This is a genomic window from Coprococcus sp. ART55/1 (genome assembly GCF_000210595.1).
Lineage (GTDB): Bacteria > Bacillota > Clostridia > Lachnospirales > Lachnospiraceae > Coprococcus > Coprococcus aceti.
This window is the reverse complement of record NC_021018.1, coordinates 944,917-967,840: the sequence shown is the minus strand read 5'-3', so window position 1 is coordinate 967,840 and position 22,924 is coordinate 944,917. Positions and strand designations below refer to the sequence as shown.

The 22,924-nt window shown below is 44.5% G+C and carries 21 protein-coding genes and 1 tRNA gene; 8 read left to right on the top strand and 14 right to left on the bottom strand.

Annotated elements, in window-relative coordinates; translation table 11 throughout:
- Positions 1-29 precede the first annotated feature (29 nt).
- From CCU_RS04545 to CCU_RS04530, 4 genes are all read left to right on the top strand, one after another.
- On the top strand, positions 30-1,376 hold the full coding sequence (locus CCU_RS04545; RefSeq protein WP_015533740.1) for a glutamate-5-semialdehyde dehydrogenase: 1,347 nt from the start codon (positions 30-32) through the stop codon (positions 1,374-1,376).
- A gap of 86 nt (positions 1,377-1,462) precedes the next feature.
- Positions 1,463-3,604 carry a YhgE/Pip domain-containing protein gene (locus CCU_RS04540; RefSeq protein ID WP_015533739.1) on the top strand — a complete coding sequence of 714 codons (2,142 nt, stop codon included), beginning with the start codon at positions 1,463-1,465 and terminating at the stop codon, positions 3,602-3,604.
- Positions 3,605-3,625: 21 nt separating this feature from the next.
- Positions 3,626-4,222 carry a hypothetical protein gene (locus CCU_RS04535; protein ID WP_015533738.1) on the top strand — a complete coding sequence of 199 codons (597 nt, stop codon included), beginning with the start codon at positions 3,626-3,628 and terminating at the stop codon, positions 4,220-4,222.
- Positions 4,219-6,336, top strand: a complete 2,118-nt coding sequence (locus tag CCU_RS04530) for a YhgE/Pip domain-containing protein (RefSeq protein ID WP_015533737.1) — start codon at positions 4,219-4,221, stop codon at positions 6,334-6,336. The genes CCU_RS04535 and CCU_RS04530 overlap by 4 nt, the downstream gene beginning before the upstream one ends.
- Positions 6,337-6,682: 346 nt before the next feature.
- On the opposite strand, the gene trpS is transcribed toward CCU_RS04530, so the two are convergent.
- The 5 genes from trpS to CCU_RS04505 form a co-directional block, all read right to left on the bottom strand.
- A complete protein-coding gene (gene trpS, locus CCU_RS04525) occupies positions 6,683-7,744 on the bottom strand; it encodes a tryptophan--tRNA ligase (RefSeq protein ID WP_015533736.1) in 1,062 nt (353 codons plus the stop codon).
- 95 nt (positions 7,745-7,839) lie between these two features.
- Positions 7,840-8,814 carry an ATP-dependent 6-phosphofructokinase gene (locus CCU_RS04520; protein ID WP_015533735.1) on the bottom strand — a complete coding sequence of 325 codons (975 nt, stop codon included), beginning with the start codon at positions 8,812-8,814 and terminating at the stop codon, positions 7,840-7,842.
- A gap of 11 nt (positions 8,815-8,825) precedes the next feature.
- Positions 8,826-9,725, bottom strand: coding sequence for a serine O-acetyltransferase (locus tag CCU_RS04515; RefSeq protein ID WP_004849988.1), 900 nt, complete (start codon positions 9,723-9,725; stop codon positions 8,826-8,828).
- A 221-nt stretch (positions 9,726-9,946) separates the two neighbouring features.
- Positions 9,947-10,270: a branched-chain amino acid transporter permease gene (locus tag CCU_RS04510; protein ID WP_015533734.1), complete on the bottom strand. Its 324-nt coding sequence runs from the start codon at positions 10,268-10,270 to the stop codon at positions 9,947-9,949.
- Positions 10,271-10,329: 59 nt separating this feature from the next.
- Positions 10,330-11,001, bottom strand: a complete 672-nt coding sequence (locus CCU_RS04505) for an AzlC family ABC transporter permease (RefSeq protein ID WP_243440857.1) — start codon at positions 10,999-11,001, stop codon at positions 10,330-10,332.
- Positions 11,002-11,424: 423 nt separating this feature from the next.
- On the opposite strand from CCU_RS04505, the gene CCU_RS04500 reads away from it, so the two are divergent.
- Positions 11,425-11,973 (top strand): type III toxin-antitoxin system ToxN/AbiQ family toxin, encoded by a 549-nt coding sequence (locus tag CCU_RS04500; RefSeq protein WP_015533732.1) that lies wholly within the window; start codon positions 11,425-11,427, stop codon positions 11,971-11,973.
- An 84-nt stretch (positions 11,974-12,057) separates the two neighbouring features.
- On the opposite strand, the gene CCU_RS04495 is transcribed toward CCU_RS04500, so the two are convergent.
- From CCU_RS04495 to CCU_RS04485, 3 genes are all read right to left on the bottom strand, one after another.
- Complete coding sequence (locus tag CCU_RS04495) at positions 12,058-13,407, bottom strand: MATE family efflux transporter (RefSeq protein WP_015533731.1); 1,350 nt, start codon at positions 13,405-13,407, stop codon at positions 12,058-12,060.
- 128 nt (positions 13,408-13,535) lie between these two features.
- A complete protein-coding gene (locus CCU_RS04490; protein ID WP_208895990.1) occupies positions 13,536-15,200 on the bottom strand; it encodes a GGDEF domain-containing protein in 1,665 nt (554 codons plus the stop codon).
- Positions 15,201-15,325: 125 nt separating this feature from the next.
- Complete coding sequence (locus CCU_RS04485) at positions 15,326-16,201, bottom strand: LysR family transcriptional regulator (protein ID WP_208895989.1); 876 nt, start codon at positions 16,199-16,201, stop codon at positions 15,326-15,328.
- A gap of 253 nt (positions 16,202-16,454) precedes the next feature.
- On the opposite strand from CCU_RS04485, the gene CCU_RS04480 reads away from it, so the two are divergent.
- Positions 16,455-17,168, top strand: a complete 714-nt coding sequence (locus CCU_RS04480) for a DUF6198 family protein (protein ID WP_015533730.1) — start codon at positions 16,455-16,457, stop codon at positions 17,166-17,168.
- 288 nt (positions 17,169-17,456) lie between these two features.
- Here the strand turns inward: CCU_RS04480 and CCU_RS04475 are convergent, their stop codons facing one another.
- The 6 genes from CCU_RS04475 to CCU_RS04450 all read right to left on the bottom strand — a co-directional run bounded on the left by CCU_RS04475 (position 17,457) and on the right by CCU_RS04450 (position 20,887).
- The gene (locus CCU_RS04475; RefSeq protein WP_015533729.1) at positions 17,457-17,888 is read right to left on the bottom strand and encodes a flavodoxin; all 432 of its coding nucleotides are present in this window, start codon (positions 17,886-17,888) and stop codon (positions 17,457-17,459) included.
- 89 nt (positions 17,889-17,977) lie between these two features.
- Entirely contained in the window at positions 17,978-18,652 is a 675-nt protein-coding gene (locus tag CCU_RS04470; protein WP_015533728.1) for a DUF3793 family protein, read from the bottom strand.
- A 142-nt stretch (positions 18,653-18,794) separates the two neighbouring features.
- The gene (locus CCU_RS04465; protein ID WP_015533727.1) at positions 18,795-18,995 is read right to left on the bottom strand and encodes a hypothetical protein; all 201 of its coding nucleotides are present in this window, start codon (positions 18,993-18,995) and stop codon (positions 18,795-18,797) included.
- Positions 18,996-19,018: 23 nt separating this feature from the next.
- Complete coding sequence (locus CCU_RS04460; RefSeq protein WP_015533726.1) at positions 19,019-19,789, bottom strand: hypothetical protein; 771 nt, start codon at positions 19,787-19,789, stop codon at positions 19,019-19,021.
- A 24-nt stretch (positions 19,790-19,813) separates the two neighbouring features.
- A complete protein-coding gene (locus tag CCU_RS04455) occupies positions 19,814-20,500 on the bottom strand; it encodes an ABC transporter ATP-binding protein (RefSeq protein WP_004849959.1) in 687 nt (228 codons plus the stop codon).
- 30 nt (positions 20,501-20,530) lie between these two features.
- Positions 20,531-20,887, bottom strand: coding sequence for a GntR family transcriptional regulator (locus CCU_RS04450; RefSeq protein WP_015533725.1), 357 nt, complete (start codon positions 20,885-20,887; stop codon positions 20,531-20,533).
- A gap of 496 nt (positions 20,888-21,383) precedes the next feature.
- On the opposite strand from CCU_RS04450, the gene CCU_RS04445 reads away from it, so the two are divergent.
- Positions 21,384-21,457, top strand: a tRNA-Pro gene (locus tag CCU_RS04445).
- A gap of 160 nt (positions 21,458-21,617) precedes the next feature.
- On the top strand, positions 21,618-22,924 hold a 1,307-nt coding region (hcp, locus tag CCU_RS04440; RefSeq protein WP_243440856.1), incomplete at its 3' end, for a hydroxylamine reductase.

The following is a 22,924-nucleotide window of genomic DNA, read 5'->3' as shown; positions in this document are numbered from 1 at the left end:
CATACAGGATTATAAAGGAGAACAAGATTATGAACATGCAGGAAGCTACAAGCATCATGAAGGCTGACAGCTACAAAATGGCTGCACTTTCAGAAGATACAAGAAACAATATACTAGTACATGTAAAGGACGCACTCATCGCACATAAGGATGAGATATTTGCGGCAAATGCAAAGGACATGGCTGCTGCCGAGGAGAACGGGATCGCAGCATCAGTCAAAAAGAGACTGAAGTTCGACGAGCACAAGCTCGCTGACGTGACAAATGGAATCGATGAGCTCATAAAGCTCCCTGACCCGGTTGGACAGATCCAGCTCAAGAGAGAGCTTGACGAGGGGCTGGTCCTTCAGAGAGTCTCCTGCCCTATCGGTGTCATCGGAATCATATTCGAGGCAAGACCGGATGCGCTGGTCCAGATATCATCATTGTGCATCAAGAGCGGCAACTGCGCAGTACTCAAGGGTGGCAAGGAAACTGCCAACACCAACAAGGCTCTCTTCGATGTGATCTACAGCACAGCCGTTGCAAACGGAGCACCAGAGGGCTGCATGCTCCAGGCAAGCCAGCACAACGAGATCGATGAGCTTCTGTCATGCAACAAGTCCGTTGACCTGCTCATACCTAGAGGCTCAAATGCATTTGTGCAGTATATAATGAACAACACCAAGATCCCTGTCATGGGACACGCAGACGGAATCTGCCACACATATATAGACAAGGATGCAGATATAGAGAAGGCTATCCCTATCATCATAGATGCAAAAACACAGTACACCGCTGCCTGCAACGCAACGGAGACACTTCTCATCCACAGGGATGTGGCAAATGAAATGCTTCCAGTCATGGCTAAAGCTCTCAGGGAGAATGGTGTAAAGCTACGCGGAACCGCAGAGGCAGCGGAGATCATCAAACGGGCATACACAGCTGACGGTCAGGCCAATGGTTCACATACGAATGCCGCAACTGACAGCCAGAACGTTTTTGAGATCATGGGAGACGACGATTTCAATACCGAGTATCTTGACCTGGTGCTCTCAGTCAAGATCGTGAACGATGTGCAGGAGGCGATCTCACACATCAACCACTTTGGTTCACATCACACTGACTGTATCGTGACTGAGAATAACGAGACCGCCGCCCTCTTCATGCAGCTTGTCGATTCGGCCGGAGTATACCAGAACTGCTCCACAAGATTTGCCGATGGATTCAGATACGGATTTGGCGCAGAAGTCGGAATCAGCACAAGCAAGATCCATGCAAGAGGCCCTGTAGGACTTGAGGGACTTGTAACCTACAAATACAAGCTTTACGGACATGGACAGATAGTTGATGACTACGCAACCGGAAAGAAGCAGTTCCATTTCAAAGACCTGTAGAATAATAAACGATCATCAGCGGGGACTCTCTCATGTACATCAGTCCTCGCTGATGCATTTACTATATAAATAGGAATTACATAAAAATGAAAACAATACTGAAAATATTCAAAAACGACCTGATCGGTATCAAAAAAAGTATACTCACAATAGTTCTCGCCGTTGGACTGTGCATACTGCCTGCGCTGTATGCATGGTTCAACATATTTGCAAACTGGGATCCATATGCCAATACCGGCAATATCAATATCGCCGTCGTCAACCTGGACAAGGGCTACACAGATGCGGACGGCAACGAGATGAACATGGGCCAGTCAGTGGTCGATAAGCTGAAAAGCCAGACCAGTATCGGCTGGGTATTTCCGGAATCTGAAAAGTCCGCCATCGGCGGTGTGAAATCAGGCACCTACTATGCCGCCGTCGTCATTGATGAGGATTTCTCCTACAACATGTTCAATGCCCTGACGGACAACTTCGTAAATCCAAGCTTCACCTACTATGAAAATGAGAAGAAAAATGCCGTGGCACCTAAGATAACCGACACTGCAGTCTCAACGCTCAAGACAAGCATCAACGAGACCTACGTCAAGGCGATATCACAGAAGCTTATCACTGCCATTGACGACTCCGACACAGATCTGTCGAAGGATCTCAAGGGAACGGATTTCATCACAGCACTCAAGACCGTCGATGACAATCTCGCCGGATACCAGAAAACCATAGATTCCATAATCAAGGCAAATAACAAACTCAAGACCAGCACAAAGCTCAAGGACGCAACTGACAAGAGCAGCAAGCTTCTGTCCGATGCGGGTTCCGCCATTGATTCAAGCATGTCTGATATAGACTCAGTGGGCTCAACCTACTACACTGTCAGGAATTCTCTTCAGGATCAGATTGACAGCATCGCGCAGGACATACAGAATCTGAAAAGCTCTGCAAAGCTTATCCATATGAAGGATGATGCAGAGAACATATCTGCCGATCTTGAGAATATCAAGGCAGATGCAGACAAACTTCAGCAAAAGATCGATGCAGTCGACGAATATATCAAATCTCTTGACATAAGCAACACGAATGAGGTTTCAGATGCACTCAACAAGCTTGACAAGCTGAAAACAGAGGTTAAGAAGATTTCCTCTCTCACCGCTGACACCATCGATAGTCTGGATATATCTGCGATCACAAATGCAGAAAATGCCGTATCAGATAAGCTCGACCAGATCATCGACTCTGTCTCAGACATAGATGACACATTTACCAGCCAGGTCATTCCTGACATGGACAACATTATCCTGAACATCAAAAATGCACTGAAAAACGCTCAGGATCTGTTAAATACCCTGAATTCTACCATCAGCAGTGCAAGCTCTGTATTTGACAATTATAAGGTGACTATTGCATCAATGAACACCAGTCTCACAGATCTCTCCGATCTCATAAGTGGTATACGTGACAAGATCCAGACCGCCACAGACGAGATCAACAAGGCCGCCGACAGCGAGGTGACCGACATGATCATAGCCTTCCTCAACGGAGACTCAGAGGCGCTGGCGTCATTCCTGTCAAAGCCTGTTGCTGTCGAGGAACATTACTACTACAGCATTGCCAACTACGGCTCGTCCATGGCACCATTTTACTCAGTGCTTGCCATCTGGGTCGGAATGACAATTCTCGTCTCCCTCATGAAGGTGCATGTGAAGGATGCGGACTATCTGAAGGATGCCAGACCACACCAGTTGTTCTTTGGAAGATACCTTATTTTCTTCCTGCTGTCTCAGCTTCAGGTTCTGGTCATAGTGCTTGGAGATCTGTTCCTGCTGAAGATACAGTGTCTGCACCCATTTGCATTCTGGGCAACTGCGGCACTCGCAGGGCTGACATTTTCAATATTGATATATTCACTCACCATATCATTTGGCGACATAGGCAAGGCCCTCGCTGTTGTGATCATGGTGCTGCAGATAGCGGGGAGCGGTGGAACCTACCCTATAGAGGCTCTTCCGAACTTCTTCAGACAGGTGTACATATTCTTCCCATTCCCATATGCGATAAATGCAATGCGTGAATGTATTGGCGGAATGTATCACGCAGACCTGTTCAAATATCTGCTTGAATTGTCAATTTTCATTGTGGTTGCACTGGTCATAGGACTTATAATCAGAAAACCATTTATCCATATCATGCACTTCATCGAGAAACGTATGGAAGATACGGATATGATGTAATGCAAATAAGGAGGAACACCCATGAACGAAGATACAAATTCAAATACAACCAGCACCGAGCCATCTGACATAAAGTCCCAGGTGCTTGCATTCAGAGACAATGCCCATGCAGCAAATGTAAAAAAGCTGAAGGCGGGTATTAAGTGTATATTCACTGTTCCCGCATGCTTCCTTATCCTGCTCTTTCTGACCGGCAGCTCCAAGATCATATTTCTTGTTCTGTGGATCGCCAGCCTGTTCATAATCGCGGCATATCTGATACATGTGGAATACTCGGATTACAAGGTACAGGAGATGGTTAACTCGCTTCAGGATACGGAAGATAATATTGACGGTCTCATCGACATCAACAGCATATATACAAGAGTCGCTGCACCGAAGAAGAAGCTGGACGACATAATAACAAATGTAAAAACAGACATTCAGACACAGATCACCGCCGTGCAGGACAAGGTGGCTGAGATGGCTGAGGCTGTGCAGAATGATCAGAGTGTGTCTGTGCAGTCTGATGAGCAAAACGAGACAGTTCAGACGGATGAACATGGCGACTCGGTTCAGACGGATGCACAGGATGAAGCCACAAAAAACACAGAAGCTGACAAGGAGGAATTATCATGAAAAACATTTGGCGTGTATACATATCTGATCTGCGCAGGATCACCACAAATGTTGTCGCACTGTCCATAGTCATGGGTCTGTGCATAATCCCTTCCCTGTATGCGTGGTTCAACATCCTGTCAAACTGGGATCCGTATGGAGAGTCCGCCACCTCACTCATGAAGATCTCCGTCTACTCTGAGGATGAGGGAATCGAGATGAGCGGAATAAATCTGACCATCGGAGACATGGTGATCGAAAGTCTTGAAAACAACAACACTATCGACTGGACATTTGCCGATAATAAAGATGAGGCACTTGAACTCATCGCCAGCGGGGAATGTTATGCCGGAATAATCATACCAAAGGACTTCACGGCGAACATGCTCAGCATACTAAATGGCAACATCGTCAATCCAAATATCGAATACTACGAGAACAGCAAGAAGAACGCCATTGCCACCAAGATAACCGGCAAGGTCAAGACGACCGTCCAAAACGAGATAAACACAAAGATCATAAGCACGCTGACCGAGGTATTTGCAAATGCCGGAGATTTCATTTCTGGAAATAACATAGACGGTTCAGACCTCGTTGCCGGTCTTGAGAGCAAACTGGAACAGATCTCATCCACGCTGGACAATTACGTCTATATGCTGAATACATTTTCACTGCTCACAGAGTCTGCATCAGATGCCATCGATACCACTCAGCTTCTGTTTCCAAACATAGACAGCATGGCACAGAGCGGCTCAAGCAGTCTTGGAAATCTGAGTGACAGCGCAGGCATAAGCAGCGACGTTGCAGACACCTCGATATCACTGCTGAACACAGGTCTCGACATGATCTCTGACAGACTTACAGAGCTTGGTAAAACCGTGGACAGCCTCTCAAGAACCCACGATATCGGATCAGTGTCAATCGAAACTGACCTCAATGGTTCCCTTGGCACCAATGTTCTGGACACCATAAACCGATTGATCGAAGCCCAGTCACCTATAGTATCGGATGCCAAACTTCAGTTTGAAAATCTGAACGAAGACTTAGCAAAGCTTGTATCCGACACAAGCCTGTCGGACGAAGAATTTGCATCACTGAAAAAAGCGGTATCGTCCGACATAAAGAAGTGTACAAATGACATTGCTTCAGTGAAGGATCTCATAAATAACGAACTTTCGCCTGAACTGAAATCTTCGTTAGAGAATATCCAGTCATCTCTGGCGCAGGCACAGACCGTGCTGGCAAATGTTCCGGGAAACTTCAACGATATCAGCAAGTCCCTGACCGAGTATCAGGACATTCTGAAGGACGGAACCTCAGACATCGCGGGAACGATCAAATGTCTGAAGGATCTCAAAGAAAGCATAGACAAGATCAAGGCCGACATACAGACGATCACGTCTAACAGCAGCTACCAGGATTTCATAAATGCCATCAAGGACAATCCACAGGTGATAGTGAATTTCATCTCATCACCGGTACAGATGAACACAGTTGCTGTATACGAGATATCCAACTACGGATCAGCCATGGCACCATTCTACACGGTCCTGGCACTGTGGGTCGGTGCTCTCATACTTGTGGCACTCATACACGTTAAGGTCAAGGACAATGAAGAGCTTGAGGGCGTGAAGCCTTACCAGAAGTTCTTCGGAAGATATCTTAACTTCTTCGTCATCGGACAGGTCCAGACAATCATAACCGTTATGGGCGATCTGTTCTACGTGGGAATACAGTGCAAGCATCCGATAGCATTTGCACTGGCCGCCATAATGACGAGCTTTGTATTTACATTCCTGATCTACTCTCTCACCGTGGCATTTGGCAATATCGGTGAGGCCATCGCCGTGATCATCATGGTCATTCAGGTTGCGGGAGCAGGTGGAACCTTCCCTGTGGAAGTGCTCCCATCAGTGTACCAGTACCTGTACAAATTCATGCCGTTCTCATACTGCATGAACGCCCTCAGGGAATGTGTCGCCGGAATGTATCAGCACACCTACGGCAAATGTCTTGCCACCCTGCTGATATATGTTGCGATCTCAGCGGTCATCGGACTGCTGCTCGCCAAGCCTTGCGCAAAGCTTCTTGACAAGCTGGAGCACAGCAAGGAGAAATCCGGATTGTTTATATAATTAACGCCTCAGGTAATTACTGTTTTTGACTGTTGCAATTTACGCCCATCTGCACTGTGTAATTTCACTGACAGGACTGTATCCGTATGAAGCTGTAGTTGTGAGGATATAATATGTGATTGACAGCGTTATTTAACTCCACATTCGGGTGATATGTCATCTCCCTAGGATTTTCTCATTTTGAGATTATTTGCTCGTCATTAGTACAAAAATATCTCTAAAATGATTATTTGCATGAAAAAAGGATAAAATTCCCTTGATCTGTCCCAAATATCACTTTTCAGGACATTCAGTGAGAATTTTATCCTTTTTACACATGTAATCATGCTAAAAGTTATAATATTTCTTACTTGAAAAGATTGTCGTTCTCAAAATAGTCAATCTTCATAGCACGGCGCACATCTGCAAGCGTCTCTGCTGCCTTTGCTCTGGCAACCTCACTGCCACTCTTTAAGATGTCGTATACATCCTGTGGTCTCTTCTCCCACATCTGACGGCGCTCTCTGATAGGCGCAAGCTCAGCCTGAAGAACATTGTTCAGGAACTTCTTGACCTTTACATCACCGAGGCCACCTCTGGTGTAGTGCTCCTTGAGCTCATCCATACCACTATAGTCTGGAAGGAACTCCTCAAAGTACTCTGGCTTGCTGAATGCATCAAGATATGTAAATACTGAATTGCCCTCGATCTGACCAGGATCCTCTACACGGATGTGGTTTGGATCTGTGTACATGGACATAACCTTCTTCTTGATATCTGCAGGATCCTCTGACAGGTAGATACAGTTTCCAAGTGACTTACTCATCTTGGCCTTACCATCTGTACCTGGAAGTCTGAGACATGCCTCATTGTCAGGAAGAACGATCTTTGGATCAACAAGTGTCTCACCGTATACCGAATTGAACTTGTGAACGATCTCCTTACACTGCTCGATCATAGGCATCTGATCCTCTCCAACGGGAACCTCTGTAGCCTTGAATGCTGTGATATCTGCAGCCTGGCTGATAGGATAACAGAAGAATCCAACAGGGATACTTGCCTCGAAGTTTCTCATCTTGATCTCTGCCTTAACGGTAGGATTTCTCTGGACTCTTGCCACTGTTACAAGGTTCATATAGTAGAATGTGAGCTCTGTGAGCTCTGGTACCATTGACTGGATGAATATAGTAGACTTCTCAGGATCTATGCCACAGGCAAGATAATCCAAAGCAACCTGCATAATATTCTGTCTGACCTTCTCAGGATGCTCTGCGTTGTCTGTAAGCGCCTGCGCATCAGCCACCATGATGTAAATCTCATCATACTTTCCTGAATTCTGAAGATCGACTCTTCTCTTAAGTGATCCTACATAATGTCCCACATGAAGACGGCCCGTAGGACGGTCGCCTGTTAATATTACCTGTTTCATAACCTTCTCCTTTATATTGTATCTTTTATACCTGTCATTTATATATCTTTTTATAATCAGTCAGCTTATTTTTTACCCACTGCCAGCCTCACCGATTACTCGGCCAGCAGCTTACTCAGCTCATACTGGAAGGAATCGATCTGATTGTTCTGTATATCAATTGCCTCTTTTATATCATAGTCTATAAGTATATCGTTCTTGATAGCTATCATACGATTTGCCTTGTTCTTCTTGAGTACATCAACGGCATACGCACCCATGAGTGAGCCATACATCCTGTCCTTTGCCGTTGGCTGTCCGCCTCTCTGTATATAGCCAAGCACCGATACCCTCGACTCTATACCAGTCTTATCAAGAATCATCTGTGCAAGCTCTGGAGCATCTGTAACACCCTCGGCCACAACCACCAGATAGCTGTTTCTTCCGTCAGCATGCTTTGCCTTTATCGTGTCTATGATACTGTCATAGTCGCCATCCCATTTTTCAGGAATTATGATGGCATCAGCTGATGTCGCCATGCCTGCCCAGAGCGCTATATAGCCTCTCTTTCGTCCCATGACCTCCACGACGCTGCATCGTCCGTGGGAAACCGATGAATCTCTTATCCTGTCAATGGCCTCCATGGCTGTATTCGCCGCTGTGTCAAATCCCAGCGTATACTCAGAACATGCAACATCTCTGTCTATTGTTCCAGGGATGCAGATGGTATTGATACCCTCATTCTGAAATGCTATGGCTCCGCGAAGTGTTCCATCCCCGCCGATGGCAACAAGCGCATCTATATCGTGATCTCTCAGATTCTTTGCCGCCTGCTCGCGGTATTCTTTCTGAAGGAATCTCTCGCTTCTGCTGGTGAAAAGTATCGTTCCACCCTGATTGTTTATGTTCCTGACGTCCGCCAGGCCAAGCGGCTGTGTCTCCCAGTCGATAAGTCCCTCGTAACCACGCATCACACCGACTATCTCTATTCCACTGTTGATGGCTGATACAACCACAGCCCTCACAGCTGAATTCATGCCCGGAGCATCTCCTCCGCTGGTCAGAACCGCTATCTTTCGTATGTCACTCATTTGTATGTCCTCTAATTATTTTTATACTGAAGCTCCTGCTTCTTGGCAGTAACCCTTGTATCCTTCTCAACTGAGTTGGTGATAAATGTATTACCACCCACAACAACATTATCCTCGATGATAGTCTCTCCTCCAAGGATGGACGCGCCTGAATAGATGGTTACATTGTCACCGATGGTTGGATGCCTCTTGGCTCCCTTGAGTTTCTGACCTCCCTGTGTAGAGAGTCCTCCAAGTGTCACACCCTGATATATCTTCACATGCTCGCCGATAATAGTCGTCTCGCCGATAACGATTCCCGTACCATGGTCAATAAAGAAATACTTTCCTATGGTGGCGCCCGGATGAATATCTATTCCGGTCACGCTGTGGGCGTGCTCAGTCATGATCCTTGGTATCATCGGCACATCCAGCAGACAAAGCTCATGTGCCATACGGTATACAGATATGGCATACAGTCCAGGGTATGAAAGTATGACCTCATCCTTGCTGCCCGCAGCAGGATCTCCGTCAAATGCCGCCTGGATATCAGTCTCAAGATAGTCTCTTATCTGAGGTATCTTATCCATGAATTCATATGTTATATCCATCGCCTTATCCTCAAGCTCAGCATCTGTGAGCTCAGGAAACTTTTTGCAATACCTGAGAACTATCATGATCTGTTTCTTCAGATGGAATATTACATCCTCTATGATAACAGACATGTTATTCTTCAGGCTGTATATCTTATACAGCTTGTCGCTGTAATAACCCGGATACAGAATCTTCATGAGTTTGTCGATCACATCGATAATGGCTGTCTTATCCGGCTCGTTGCACAGATCCGTCTTGTTGATGGCTCTGTCATCGCCGAAATCATCCAATATCCTCTGCACGATTCCCTCAATTCTCTGTTTATCTGATCTATCCATTACTTATTCAGATCCTTTCTAATAATATCTCCCAATATCACCTGCCCAGACAAAATCTGCCGCGATGATATCTTCATATTATAATATGTGCTTAAGTCGATAAACACACAGCTATTCTAACAAATTATGCACGTTCATTCAATAGTGGGATTCTGCGTACAAATTATCCGCAATCCGATTGCAGAGATTACTGCTAAAAACAATCAACCAAAAATGATTATCTACATTATGCGCAGCATAATCATATAACTCGCAGTCCCCAGCAGAATACTTAACAGCGTATTGTGCTTCCATTTGTACGTTCCGCCTGTCACCAGCACGCCGACAAGACTCGGTATTCCAGTTGCCACTGGAGCCGACACAGCCCCCTTCAGGCAGTACACTATGAGCACCGCCATGATGGTCGCCGGAAGCACCCTTCCAAGTTTCACCAGCATCTCCGGCATCTGTCTTTTTCCATTAAATATGACAAATGGAAGTGCCCTCAGTGCAAATGTTACTACCGCTGACACTGCAATTCCTATCAATATATATTTTGTATTCATGTTTTTTCCCTGTTCTTCCTACACTTCTTAAATCGTACTGTTTCAATTTTATCTGCGACTTATTTGCGCCTTGTATTCCACACCACAAGCACCGCTGACGCTATGATGAGTGACGGCAGAAGGAAATACTGCGGTCCAACAACTAGCAGACATACAACCGCTATCACAATTCCCGCAATCGCCGGGATATGGCTTTCCGCCTTCTCCCACTGATCGATAAATATGATGACAAACAGCGCCGTCATACAGAAATCAATCCCCGTCATATCAAATGGAATGATCTGCCCCAGGATTCCCCCGGCAACCGCACCGATCATCCAGTAACACCTCGACAAAAAAGCCACCCAGAACATGATGCTCTGTTCCTCCTTACCGGTGTCCGGCAGGGTGCAGTTCACGGCATAAGTCTCATCCGTCATTGTATGTATCATATATAATTTCCGCTTTCCCATGCGGTTGAATTCATCCACAAATGTCAGTGCATAGAAACTCTGCCTGCTGTTCATCAGAAATGCAGTGAGTGCCATGGTGAGTATGGATGCTCCGCTTGAAAGCAGCGTCACAAGCACAAACTGGTACGCCCCCGTGTACACCGTCAGGCTGACCAGCAGTGAATAATACCATTTGAATCCGGCATTCTCCATCATAATTCCGTATGCCATGCTGACGAACAAATAACTGCACATGATTGGGATTGATTTGATGAATGCCTTTCTGAATATATTTCCCACGATTTTTCCTCCAACAAAACAATCGTGGTTATCCTAGTGTTTTTATAGGATAACCACAACTATTCTAACATACTAAATGTTTGATGGGCAATAGCTCAATTTGTAGCTCAAATTCTCCGTTTTGTATACTTTTCTAAAGCTTTCATTAACTCTCTTTCAAGTCCCTTGAATTCCAAGCCGCTCTCATGTATTCTCAGTGACATACATCTTTTATAAAACTGTAATCCTAATAGGGAAATTGACATTTCTTTTGTATATGTTATAATCATAGTCAATCGGAGGCTCCTGCCGTTAAGTGGAATACGAAAAGCGTTAGTTCTACCGAGGTGGAACTACAATTTTTGGCTATGTGCATTATGCGCATAGCCTTTTTTATTTATTAGTAAGCCCCTACATCCAAATTTTTCATTTAAAGAGGAATATATGACAAAAAATCGTTTACATCTATATCGAATAGATATGAAATACATACGAGAACTACATAAAGTTTGTGATCATGTACCATCTGTAAGCCCTCAATTAGGCAAAGATAACAGGCACTTTATTGGCATCATTGTTATGGTTAATAGTAGAATGTATGCCATTCCGATAACAAGACATGACGGCAAGCCTCAGAAAAGGAAAACACTACATAACAACGCTGGTTATACAAAAGTCATTACCGAAACCGGACGTTTTGTAAGCGGAATAAATTTTATTGATATGATTCCTGTTACAGAAAAACAACTTTTACCAATGGATGATTATTCTATAAGAAAAAATGACTCTCGTTTGGAGAAAAATAGAAAACGAGACTTAAAATTTATATCTGATTATGTAAACGAAGAGGATCACTCTAGAGAAATAGCGAATAAAGCAATAACATTATATAACCAGTATATTAGCAATGAACCTTTCAAAATAAGAAAGTATTGTTTACCTTTTAACGAATTAGAAATAGTGTGTGATAAATACAACAAAGTCACGACCTAATCTGCACTGATATCCCCGGATTCCCGGACAGATACCACTCAGCATCAACGTCGTGACTTTATTTGTATTACATCTTCAATTTATCTAAGCCCCTTCACGCTGTCCCTTCATAGCCCCTCTATATATAAACGCCGCACACACCGCCGTTATAAGCTCTGCTACCCAGAACGCATTCCACACACCAGCAGGTCCGAAACCACAAAGCCTTGAAAGTATCCATGCAGCCGGGATTATGACAACCACATATCTGAGCAGGGATATGAGCAGGGATGGAGTTCCCTTTCCCAATCCCTCAAGTGCCCCCGATGCAGTTACTGACACAGCCGACACTACAAATCCGGCGCATATGATGCGCAGTGCTGTTCCACCTGCATTTATTGTAGACACATTCTCTGTGAACATACCTATAAGCCTTTCCGGGATGAGCAGGCACACAACTGTTCCAGCCAACATGATTCCAACATTTAATGCAAGCGTTATGGTGAATATCTTCTTCACCCTGGCATGCTCTCCGGCACCATAGTTATATCCTATGATAGGACGCATTCCCTGAATGATTCCATTTGCCGGCATATACAGGAATGTCTGAAGTTTGTAGTACACGCCCAGGATCATGACATAAGTTGCCGAATACATGCTGAGTATGGCGTTGAGTGCGCTTGTGAGCAGAGACGGCAGTGCCATATTGAGTATGGCAGGTATACCTATGGCATAAAGCTTCTTCACCATCAGACCGCCCTCATGCAAATGCCTTATGCCGAACTTCACATTTATCGGTCTTCCAAAGTACACAATAAAATAAATGATCAGTGTAAACACCTGTCCCAGGCCAGTTGCCAGTGCAGCGCCTTCTATACCCATTTCAGGAAATGGTCCCGCACCAAATATCAGCAACGGATCAAGCACTATATTCACAATGCAGCCGCCCATCAGTCCAACCATTGTAACTATCATGCGTCCAACCGACTGGAACACCTTCTCAAATGCAAGATCAACCGAAATAATTATAGAAAATCCAAATACTATGTCTGCATAACGACAGCCAAGGTCAAGGACGTCTCCACTTGCCTTGAAGGCTCTGAGAAACGATGGAATGATGGCAATACACACGACTGTCATCACTATTCCCTGTATAACAGCAAGAAACATCCCCCAACTAGCTGCACGATCTGCCCGCTCATTGTCCTTGGCTCCAAGATATATGGCTATCACCGCGTTTATTCCAACACCAAATCCGATCGCCACAGCATTTACAAAATTCTGCAGTGGAAATACATACGAAAGTGCTGTCATCGCATCCTCACTTATCTTCGCCACAAAGAAACTGTCAACTATATTGTACAAAGCATTCACCATCATCGATATAACCATAGGCAGTGCCATGGACATCAAAAGTGGGAACACCGGCTTTTCTTTCATAAAATTCTCGTTCATAAAACCTCCGTCCCCGGATGGCATAAATAAAGCCCCACAACCTTACGGTTGTGGGGCGAAAAGATGACCTGATCCGGAAAAATCCACCAACTTGTTTTCGTTTTAATTATTATGTATGATTTTATACTTCAACCAGCATATATGTCAAGATCCTGTACGACCACAAAGTAGCCTCTGTCACCATCCTCTTCCACTGGGATAGCATGTATAAGGCTTGCACCCCCATGGTTGTTTGCACAACTGACTGACAAAACCCCTCTGAGGAAATTTTCTGTCTGATATTCCGTATTGCCGCCTGTGTAACTCTCCATGCGCTCGCGGCTGAGAAAATCTCTGACTATTTTTCTTGACCGATCCGAGTCAAACCGGTTACTTATCAATCCAATTACTTCATCGTAGTTATTCGCACAAGATACAGCATTGTTCAGCTCAGAATCGCCTTTTATAACACGGTATTTATCGTTCTCATAATTAACATATATAATATCAATATACATATATGCGATCCTTGCCTCTACCCTGGATTGAGCCTTTTTTATATCAGACTCTATCTTGTCAAGTACGGTCACTCTGTCCGTACCATCCCTGTTGATGCTGTGGATCACGCTGACATTCTTGCCCTTCTTTTTTGCTTCATACAGCGCAGTGTCCGCGACATTCATACACTCTTCTGTGCTGAATCCTGAACCATTGATCTGACATATACCAGCACTGCAATGGACATTCTGCCCTCTCTCCATTGTCTTGCGCTGAAGTTTTCTGGCAAATCTTATCACCTTTGACTCCAGAACAGATATATCCGATAAGCCCTTGTGAAGCACAACATACTCGTCTCCACCATACCTGCAGGCAACGTCCTCTTCATAGCAGTCACTCCGGAGAAACTTTGCCACCTTCTCAATCCAGTAATCACCAACTGCGTGACCATATGTATCATTTACACTCTTGAAATCATCTATATCCACAAATACAAGAGAAGCACTATCTTCGTCAGTCATGTTATCTATATACTCTCTTATCCTCTGCATTCCGGCTGTCTTGTTGTACATGCCGGTCAGAAGATCATGCTCAGCCTCGTACTTTGTACGCTCAACCTCCTGTCTGGATCTCGCAAGTGATCTGTCCATCTCGACCATATCAACTGCAAACATGATCTGTGTAGAAGCCACCACAGATATCGTCTGGAATGAAATCCCATAATAGAATATGACAACAACCGTGGATATACATGGCAGGATAAAATACAAAACACTTGACCAGAAAACTCTTTTTTCCAGTCTTTTTTTATACTGCAAAAGTATCGAAAAACTTAGAACAAGTCCTGCTGCTGCAATAAGCTGCGACAACAGATAACCGCTGCTCCTGTTATAGAAGTTGTTATCATCTATATAATAGAACAGCTTGTCACTGAACTGGGATATAATGAGCAGGACTATCCCAGCAGCACTCAGAACTACCACGCCCCTTGCTTTCGCTGGCATCTTCGTCTCTCCTCTGTTGAGAATGACAAGAAGATAAAACGTAAACAGAGTCATATATAAATAGTTGATAAAGAACACGGCAAAATTGCTTATCTTCAGCATGTAATAGGCTGTCTGTCCTGTTTTTCCCTGATAATACCATGACAACATATCTGCAGCCAGCAGGATGATACATGCAGCCTCCATACATAGACTCACATTCTTTTTATCTCTATTATTATTCTTCTGAAGGAATATAACCACAAATGCAAACAGACAGATTAATATTCCCCACATTTCAAATGCTATATTAAATACAGCAGTCCTATCCACTAACTATGCGCCCCCTTAAACTTCCTGGCGATTTATTGTAGTAATTGTACAATTTGATTTGTGCAACATTTTCTCAATTTTATAAGTTCATATGAGAACCATTCTATATATCATACCTTAATTTGTCAATTACTAGATAACACATATTTATGGAATTTTGTCGCCACAGGGGACATATATGTCCGGCTGTCATGAACAACATAATAAAGCCTGTCAACCAGCTGATGTTTTATGCTAAGAACCTTCACATCAAGCCTTTTGAGTATATCCATGTAAGGGACTACCGCTATTCCAAACCCTGCTGCCACAAGTCCGGCTATGACCTCATCCTCCTCCGTTTCGCATGCTATCTCAGGAGCTTTGCCAAGTCCTTCAAACATCTCATCCACCAGGCTTCTCATTCCAGATCCCTTCGAAAAATATACGTGTTTATATCCAAGTGTATCCTCAAGTGTCACCGAATCCCTATCTGCCAAAGGATGTCCTGACGGTGCTATGACAACAAGATCCTGTCTGCCGACAGGAACGGCGGAAAATCCCATCGTCTCAGGCGGTCTTGAACAGAAAACCATGTCATATTTTCTGGCCGCAAGATCATCAAGCAATTGCCCTGTGGTCCCTGTATGAAATGTAAACGACACATTTCTGTTTTCAGCTTTCTTCAAATACTCCGCTGCCAGACGCGGTACAAATTCCATTCCAAGAGGTCTTATGAGACCAAGCCGTATCACGCCATCCCCGGCAGCCTCCTTTTGTATGGACTCTACCCCCGCATCAAGAGTGCCAAGCGAACGCTCTGCACATGCAAGGAATTCTCTGCCAAATGCAGTGAGCTCCGTATTGCGCCCATTCTTTTCAAAAAGCATTACCCCAAGTTCTTCCTCAAGCTGGGATATTGCGTGACTGAGGCTTGGCTGCGTTATATTCAGATTTCTGGCCGCATTTGTATAATGCTGAACATGGGCCAGTTCAACAAAATATCTAATATATGACAGGTTCACTTATAACTCCCCCTTTTCATTATTTATACATGATCCTATTCATATTTTAATACAATCCGAATATTTTTTATAGATAAAATCTATCGAATCATAAAAACTATTTATTTGTTATGTGGTATTGTCGGTGCTACAATCAAAAACCGCAGGGATATACATATATGAAGTCTTAGACAATTAAAGCTCCCCTGATGCCGGGGAAATCAAAGGCTATGTTATAAAACACATTAATGAAAGAAATGAGGAAAAGCAGAAAATGAATACTCAATCAGGAAATGCACATCTGCATAACATGTGGGGCGAGATCGCCCTGATAACAGCAGTCACCATCAACAGTTTCGGAGTGGTTCTCATGCTCTATTCTGCAGCAGGAATATCGGCAATATCCAGCGTGCCATACGCATTCTCGCTGGTTCTTCCAAGACTGACTCTCGGAACCTGGACATACATATTTCAGGGCGTACTTATTCTCACCCTCATGATCATGAGAAAGAAATTCGTTCCCCAATATCTGTGCAGTTTCATAGTTGGTTTCGTATTTGGCAAGATGCTGGATATCCATGAGATGTGGATCGGGGCTTTGCCAACTGCCCTCCCATGGAGAATCCTTTACTTTGTGATAAGTTACATTTTGATATGTATCGGAATCGCACTGTCCAACAGATGTGGACTTCCGATCATCCCGACAGACCTTTTCCCAAGAGAGCTGTCTGAGATTATATCGGCAAAATATTCCAAGGTTAAGATTTCGTTTGATGTAATCTGCCTTGCAACGACAGCTGCCATGACAGGTTTTATCCTCGGTCATATCTACGGTCTGGGAATCGGAACAGTTCTTGCTGCATTCACCATGGGCAAGGGAATCGCCATAGTTGGAAATGTCATGGACAAGCACATCGCCATCGCACCATACATAACCAATCACATCAGGCGCCACGGCAGCCATAACGCCCAGTATGCAGGACACTAAGAACAATTTCAACACAAAAAAGAACCGCCTGAGAGAATCACATTCAAATTACAGATTTTCTCAAGCGGCTCTTTTTATATCCCCACGACCAGGCACGTAGATAAAAAATAACCATATATATGCCAGTCGGTAGTGACGGCAACCGAGCTTCAACGCTTCTTGCCGCATCGGAGATCCGCAACGTCCTTATCGCGGTCGGAGATGCGTGCAGATAGAAGCAAGTTAAAGCGACAGTTGCCGAACGTGACTGCATATATATGGTTATTTTATCTGAGTGCCGTCCGTCGCCTACGCATTTGCCAGCTGGCGTCCAAGCTCCCTACACTCCTCAAGGCCTTCTGCGTCAGGTGTCTCATGACACATAAGTCCGGCTCCGCCTACGAGTTCTGCGCCTGCTGACTGCATTCTCGCCTCCCAGTCGCGCATCCACTCGCCATCTCCCCAGCCGTATGAACCGAAGAGTGCGATCTTCTTGCCTGAAGCAGATCCCTCAACCTCAGCAACAAATGGCTCCATCTCAGCCTCCTCAAGCACCTCAGCTCCCATAGCCGGGCATCCAAGTGCAAATACTGGTTCATCCTTGAGTGCATCCGGTGTGATGCTGCTTACAAATACTACCTCCGCTTCCTTTCCGGCATCTCTCACGCCATCCGCGATAGCCTCCGCCATCATCTGTGTATTTCCGCCCTGTGTCCAGAATACGATATTAATTTTGCTCATAATAATCCTCCTTATGAAATTATATGTAAAAGGGGGCTTTCCCTATACATCCTTGTAAACTGTGTTTATCTGCATCTTTCCATATACTTCTACGCCGCGTTTCTGCTCACCGTGTACATCCCCATGATATCCCTCATATGCAGTCCATTTGAAAGAAATTGAATAAGTCTCTCTTCCGCACATTCAAATATATGAAATGTTCTCCGCTTTGATTCAGCATCCTCATATACCTTCCAATAACCGGAGCAAAGTGCATTTCTTCCGTTCTGCAGAATAAATCCCTCCACATCCTCTGGCGGGTATCCCAGCAACAAGCCCATCTCGTGTGGGAACCACTCCTTGCCAAGAGATCCATCGCCACAAGCCTGATCTTCATGTGCCGGTTGTTTTGAGGTAAATCTTCCTCTGCTCTTTAAGTACTGCTGATATTTTTCACGAAACACCGCAAGTATCTCAGAAAGCTCCATGTCCGCATATCCCAGCTCAGACATAAGTCTTTGCACATCATCCCTCTGAACAAATGCCCTGAGCTTTGCCGCATTGTAGATAAATACATTTACCCTGCCACAGGTTGCTCCCAGTGTGTACATACATATATCACTGTCCTTCAGTATCTCCACCATCTGACGATATCCGCTTAGTTCTATGTTCAGCAGATTTGACACCTTGACACCCGTTATCACCGGTGCACATTGAAGTGCCATCTGAAGTTCCACGTCACCGAGCTCCATGCCCTTCATGATCTCCCATGTATTTTCACTCATACAAAACCTCCTTGTGGCAAATAGGTTTGGTTAGCCTTGCCTAACTCTAGTGAAAATACTACATGATTCCTCCCCGAACGTCAATAACCCGGAGTGAGACATTTTCTCACTCCGGGTTATCTTGTTGATTAAAAATATACATTTATAAATTCTGCTTTATCATCGTCCTGCGTGGCTCTTTATTTCCGCCTGTTACCATATTGAGCAGCCGCCACACACCATATGCACAGATCCCACACACAGCCACAGGTACAAGGAGCACTACTATGACTCCTGTGCAGACTCCTGTAACCAGGTATCTAAACCATTTCATCACATCACCATTCCTCATATCTACTGCCATCTTAATGCATTCCTCTCATTACATTATAAGCTGATCTTCTTAGTAAGCAGTGTCGCACTTCCTATATAACTGCCGATCATGCATACAACATAGAGAATAAGCTGCGGTATGTTCTTATACATCGCGTCAAGCATAGTCTCCACCTGCACGTTCTTCCCAAGGTGCGGAAGCTTGTATGCTATGTAGCTCACCAGCACATAAAGAGCCACAAAAAGTATAAAGCTGACAACACCCTTTATCTTCTTGTTCTGAAGTACTGTTGAAGACAGTGACACTGCAAGGTACGCTATAGTGATCATTGTATAGAATTGAATAAGTGCTATTGCTATAAGCCCTGCAACATTTGCAATGACACTTCCTATTGATAATCCTCTTGTCCCCAGAATTTCATCCAGCACAATCTCAGCACCAGCTACACCGCCGTTATGTGACTTAAGCAGGTTATAATCAACAACTATAAGCAGTCCAAGAAAGGCCACGAGTGTCGCACCGGTGAGCAGGATTGAAAGCAGCTTTGCCCCGATAATCTTGTAATTTGAAATTGGCGTCATAAACACCATATACCCAGTCTTGTTCTTCAGATCCTGACTGTATATTATCACACCATATATCAAGACGAACATAAACGAAGCCCAGCCTCCCAGCACAAGGAAGGTGATACCAAGTCCAGTTAGCAGATCTTTTTCTGCAAATATTCCAATCAGGAACAGCAATTCTGCTGCCGCAAGAGCCGTTATAACCACCAGGAGTGGAAATATTCCACGTCTGTATTCATATTTCATCATCTTTAACATAATATCTATCTCTCCTTCATCTAACTATGCATATATTTCCTTATACATATCAACTATCGACTTGCCCCTGCTCACTCGCAGTTCCTCTGCATCTCCCTGAAGCACACAGGTGCCATTCTTGATAAAGAATGCGTGATCCACGATCCTCTCAAGCTCATCCACAAGGTGGCTGGACATGAGCACGGCTGTGTCATCCGATATATTCCGGACAATCGTGCTGATGATCTTCTCCCTCGCTATGATGTCTATTCCGTTCAGTGGTTCATCAAGCATAACTATCCTGCTGTCTCTGGACAGAGTAACCGCTATCTTGAGCTTTGCCAGCATTCCTGAAGACATGCTCTTCGCCTTCTGATCTGGATTCAGCTCCATCTCAGCAAGCAATCCCATGTATTTGTCATAGTCAAAGTCATCAAAGAAATCTTTGTAATACTTTCCTATGTCTTTACAGTTCATATATCCGAAGAAGAAAGCCTCCGTCGGCATATACGCTATGTCTTTCTTTGACCTGTATGTCATAGGCACTCCATCTATTGTGATAGTTCCTGAATCCGGCTTGACCAGACCGGCTATGATCTTCATAAGTGTTGACTTTCCACTTCCATTCGGACCGAGCAGCGCATATATGTGTCCCGGCTCAATCTCCAGTGACAGGTCAGATATCGCTGTGGTGGTGATATACTTCTTAACAAGATGTTCGCATTTTAACATTGTATCATTTCCCTTCTTTTTTATTCCTTTTTACTTCCCGAAGTGTTCTTTTAGCAGTTCAAGGATCTCATCGTGTGAAAATCCCATACCGGTGAGCTGTTCATCAAAGCTCTGTATGATTTCCTCTATTCTTTCCTTTTTCAGGTCGTCTATGACCCTGTCATCCTCCGTCACAAATGTTCCTATTCCACGTCTGGTATAGGACAACCCCATAGACTCCATCTCGCTGTAAATCCTCGCTGCAGTATTCGGATTTATCTGGTATTCTATGGCAAGTTCTCTTGATGACGGAAGCTTAGATCCCAAAGGCAGTGTGCCCGCTATGATCTTCTGCTTTATATCCTCTATGACCTGAAGATATATGGGGATATTCGTCTTAAATTCCATCACACACCTCCTCCTTGTATGTTGTCTAGCTCTTCTGTATCGCTGTACTAGTTGAATAGTACACTAGTATCATAGCATTGTCAACTGTATTTTTAAATAAAGCATATTTTTTTAGTTTTTTGTCATCTAGATAGTAACTCATGCCCTCTTTTCTTGAGTTCATTTGACAGATTGACAACTGATGTCACAACACCATTTATAACAGGTTCATACCAGTCCGTAGTAATAAGTATCTTCATGAGCTATCGTCTCCTTCTATTTCAGGCGGCGTTCATTCTGTACATCACCGCCTGCGCTTTATCCTCATATCAACTACTTTCTGGTTATTACTCTGCCATTGATAGATTTTCTGTTCCATAAAAGAACTTTTCGGATACCCTGAAGATAAATTGCCAGGAAAATCTCTTGGTGAATTTAATGCCAAATTATTTAGAAAACTCCTTGCATTTTTTCCTGAATCTTCTTATACTATTATGGCAGTGTTGATAAACACTATCGGTGCGTGGCTCAGCTTGGTAGAGCGCTTCGTTCGGGACGAAGAGGTCGTGGGTTCGAATCCCGTCGCACCGATTTTTTGTATTCTTTTTTATATTTCACAGATATACTTTAGCAAATTTGCGTATAAAACTCCTGTTCACTGTCCATACTCTATTTAGAAGAAAATCCATAGACTGCCAGGCAGTCACCAGTTTTTTCAGATAGATTCATAATTTCAGGAGGTATACAGTACATGTCAAATATGTTTTGTTTTCAGTGTCAGCAGACAGCGGGGGGATCCGCATGTATCAATACCGGAGTGTGCGGCAAGCAGCCATCCACATCTAATCTACAGGACGAGCTTGTGTGTGAGCTTATAAAACTTGCAGAACTCTCAAAAAATGAGAATAAACACAGCGCGGTCGCCGACAGACTTATCATAGACGGTCTTTTCACAACCCTGACAAATGTAAACTTTGACGACAATGCAATAAAAGAATTTATGGGAAGGGTTAAAAACGAGCAGAACAAGATCAGCAGATCTGAGGCTGAAAAGATACAGGTAATCGACCTATGGGATGGTGACACGGATATAGTGTCCTTGCGTTCCACCCTGCTGTTTGGACTCAAGGGTATGGCGGCATACGCCCATCACGCCATGAATCTCGGCTACACAGATAATGAGGTTCTGAAGTGGTTCTACAAGGGACTGTGCGAGGTTAACAGGGAGCACAGCGTCACCGAATGGATAGAACTCATCATGGAATTTGGCCAGGTCAATTTCAAATGCATGGAGCTGCTGGACAAAGCCAACACTGAATCATTTGGCAATCCTGTGCCTACGAGAGTAAATGTTGACATCAAAAAAGGGCCATTTATCGTGGTCTCCGGTCACGACCTGAACGACCTGTCACAGCTCCTTGAGCAGACTGAAAAGACAGGAGTAAATGTATATACCCACTGCGAGATGCTGCCTGCGCACGGCTATCCGGAGCTTAACAAATACCATAATCTGGCGGGCAATTTCGGAACCGCATGGCAGAGCCAGCAGACAGAATTCGAAAATATACCCGCGCCGGTGCTCTTTACCACCAACTGTCTCATGCCGCCAAGGCCGAGCTACAAGGACAGGATCTACACCACATCAGTCGTGGGTTATGACGGCATGGTTCACATCTCAGGTACAAGAGCAGGGAAGAAAGATTTTACCCCTCTGATCAAGCACGCACAGAAGCTTGGCGGCTATGAACACGACAGGAGCATGAGCGGCATAAACGGCGGCCATATGCTGACGACCGGATTTGGCCACAGCGCAGTTCTGTCACAGGCTGGCAAGATCATAGATGCAATCAAGGCTGGTCATATCAAACACATTTTCCTCGTTGGCGGCTGCGACGGCGCACATCCGGGACGCAACTATTACACCGAATTCGTAAAGCAGACTCCGATGGACACCCTTGTCCTCACCCTCGCCTGCGGCAAATACCGTTTCAACGATCTCGACCTCGGCGAAATTGACGGGATTCCTAGAATACTCGACATGGGACAGTGCAATGACTC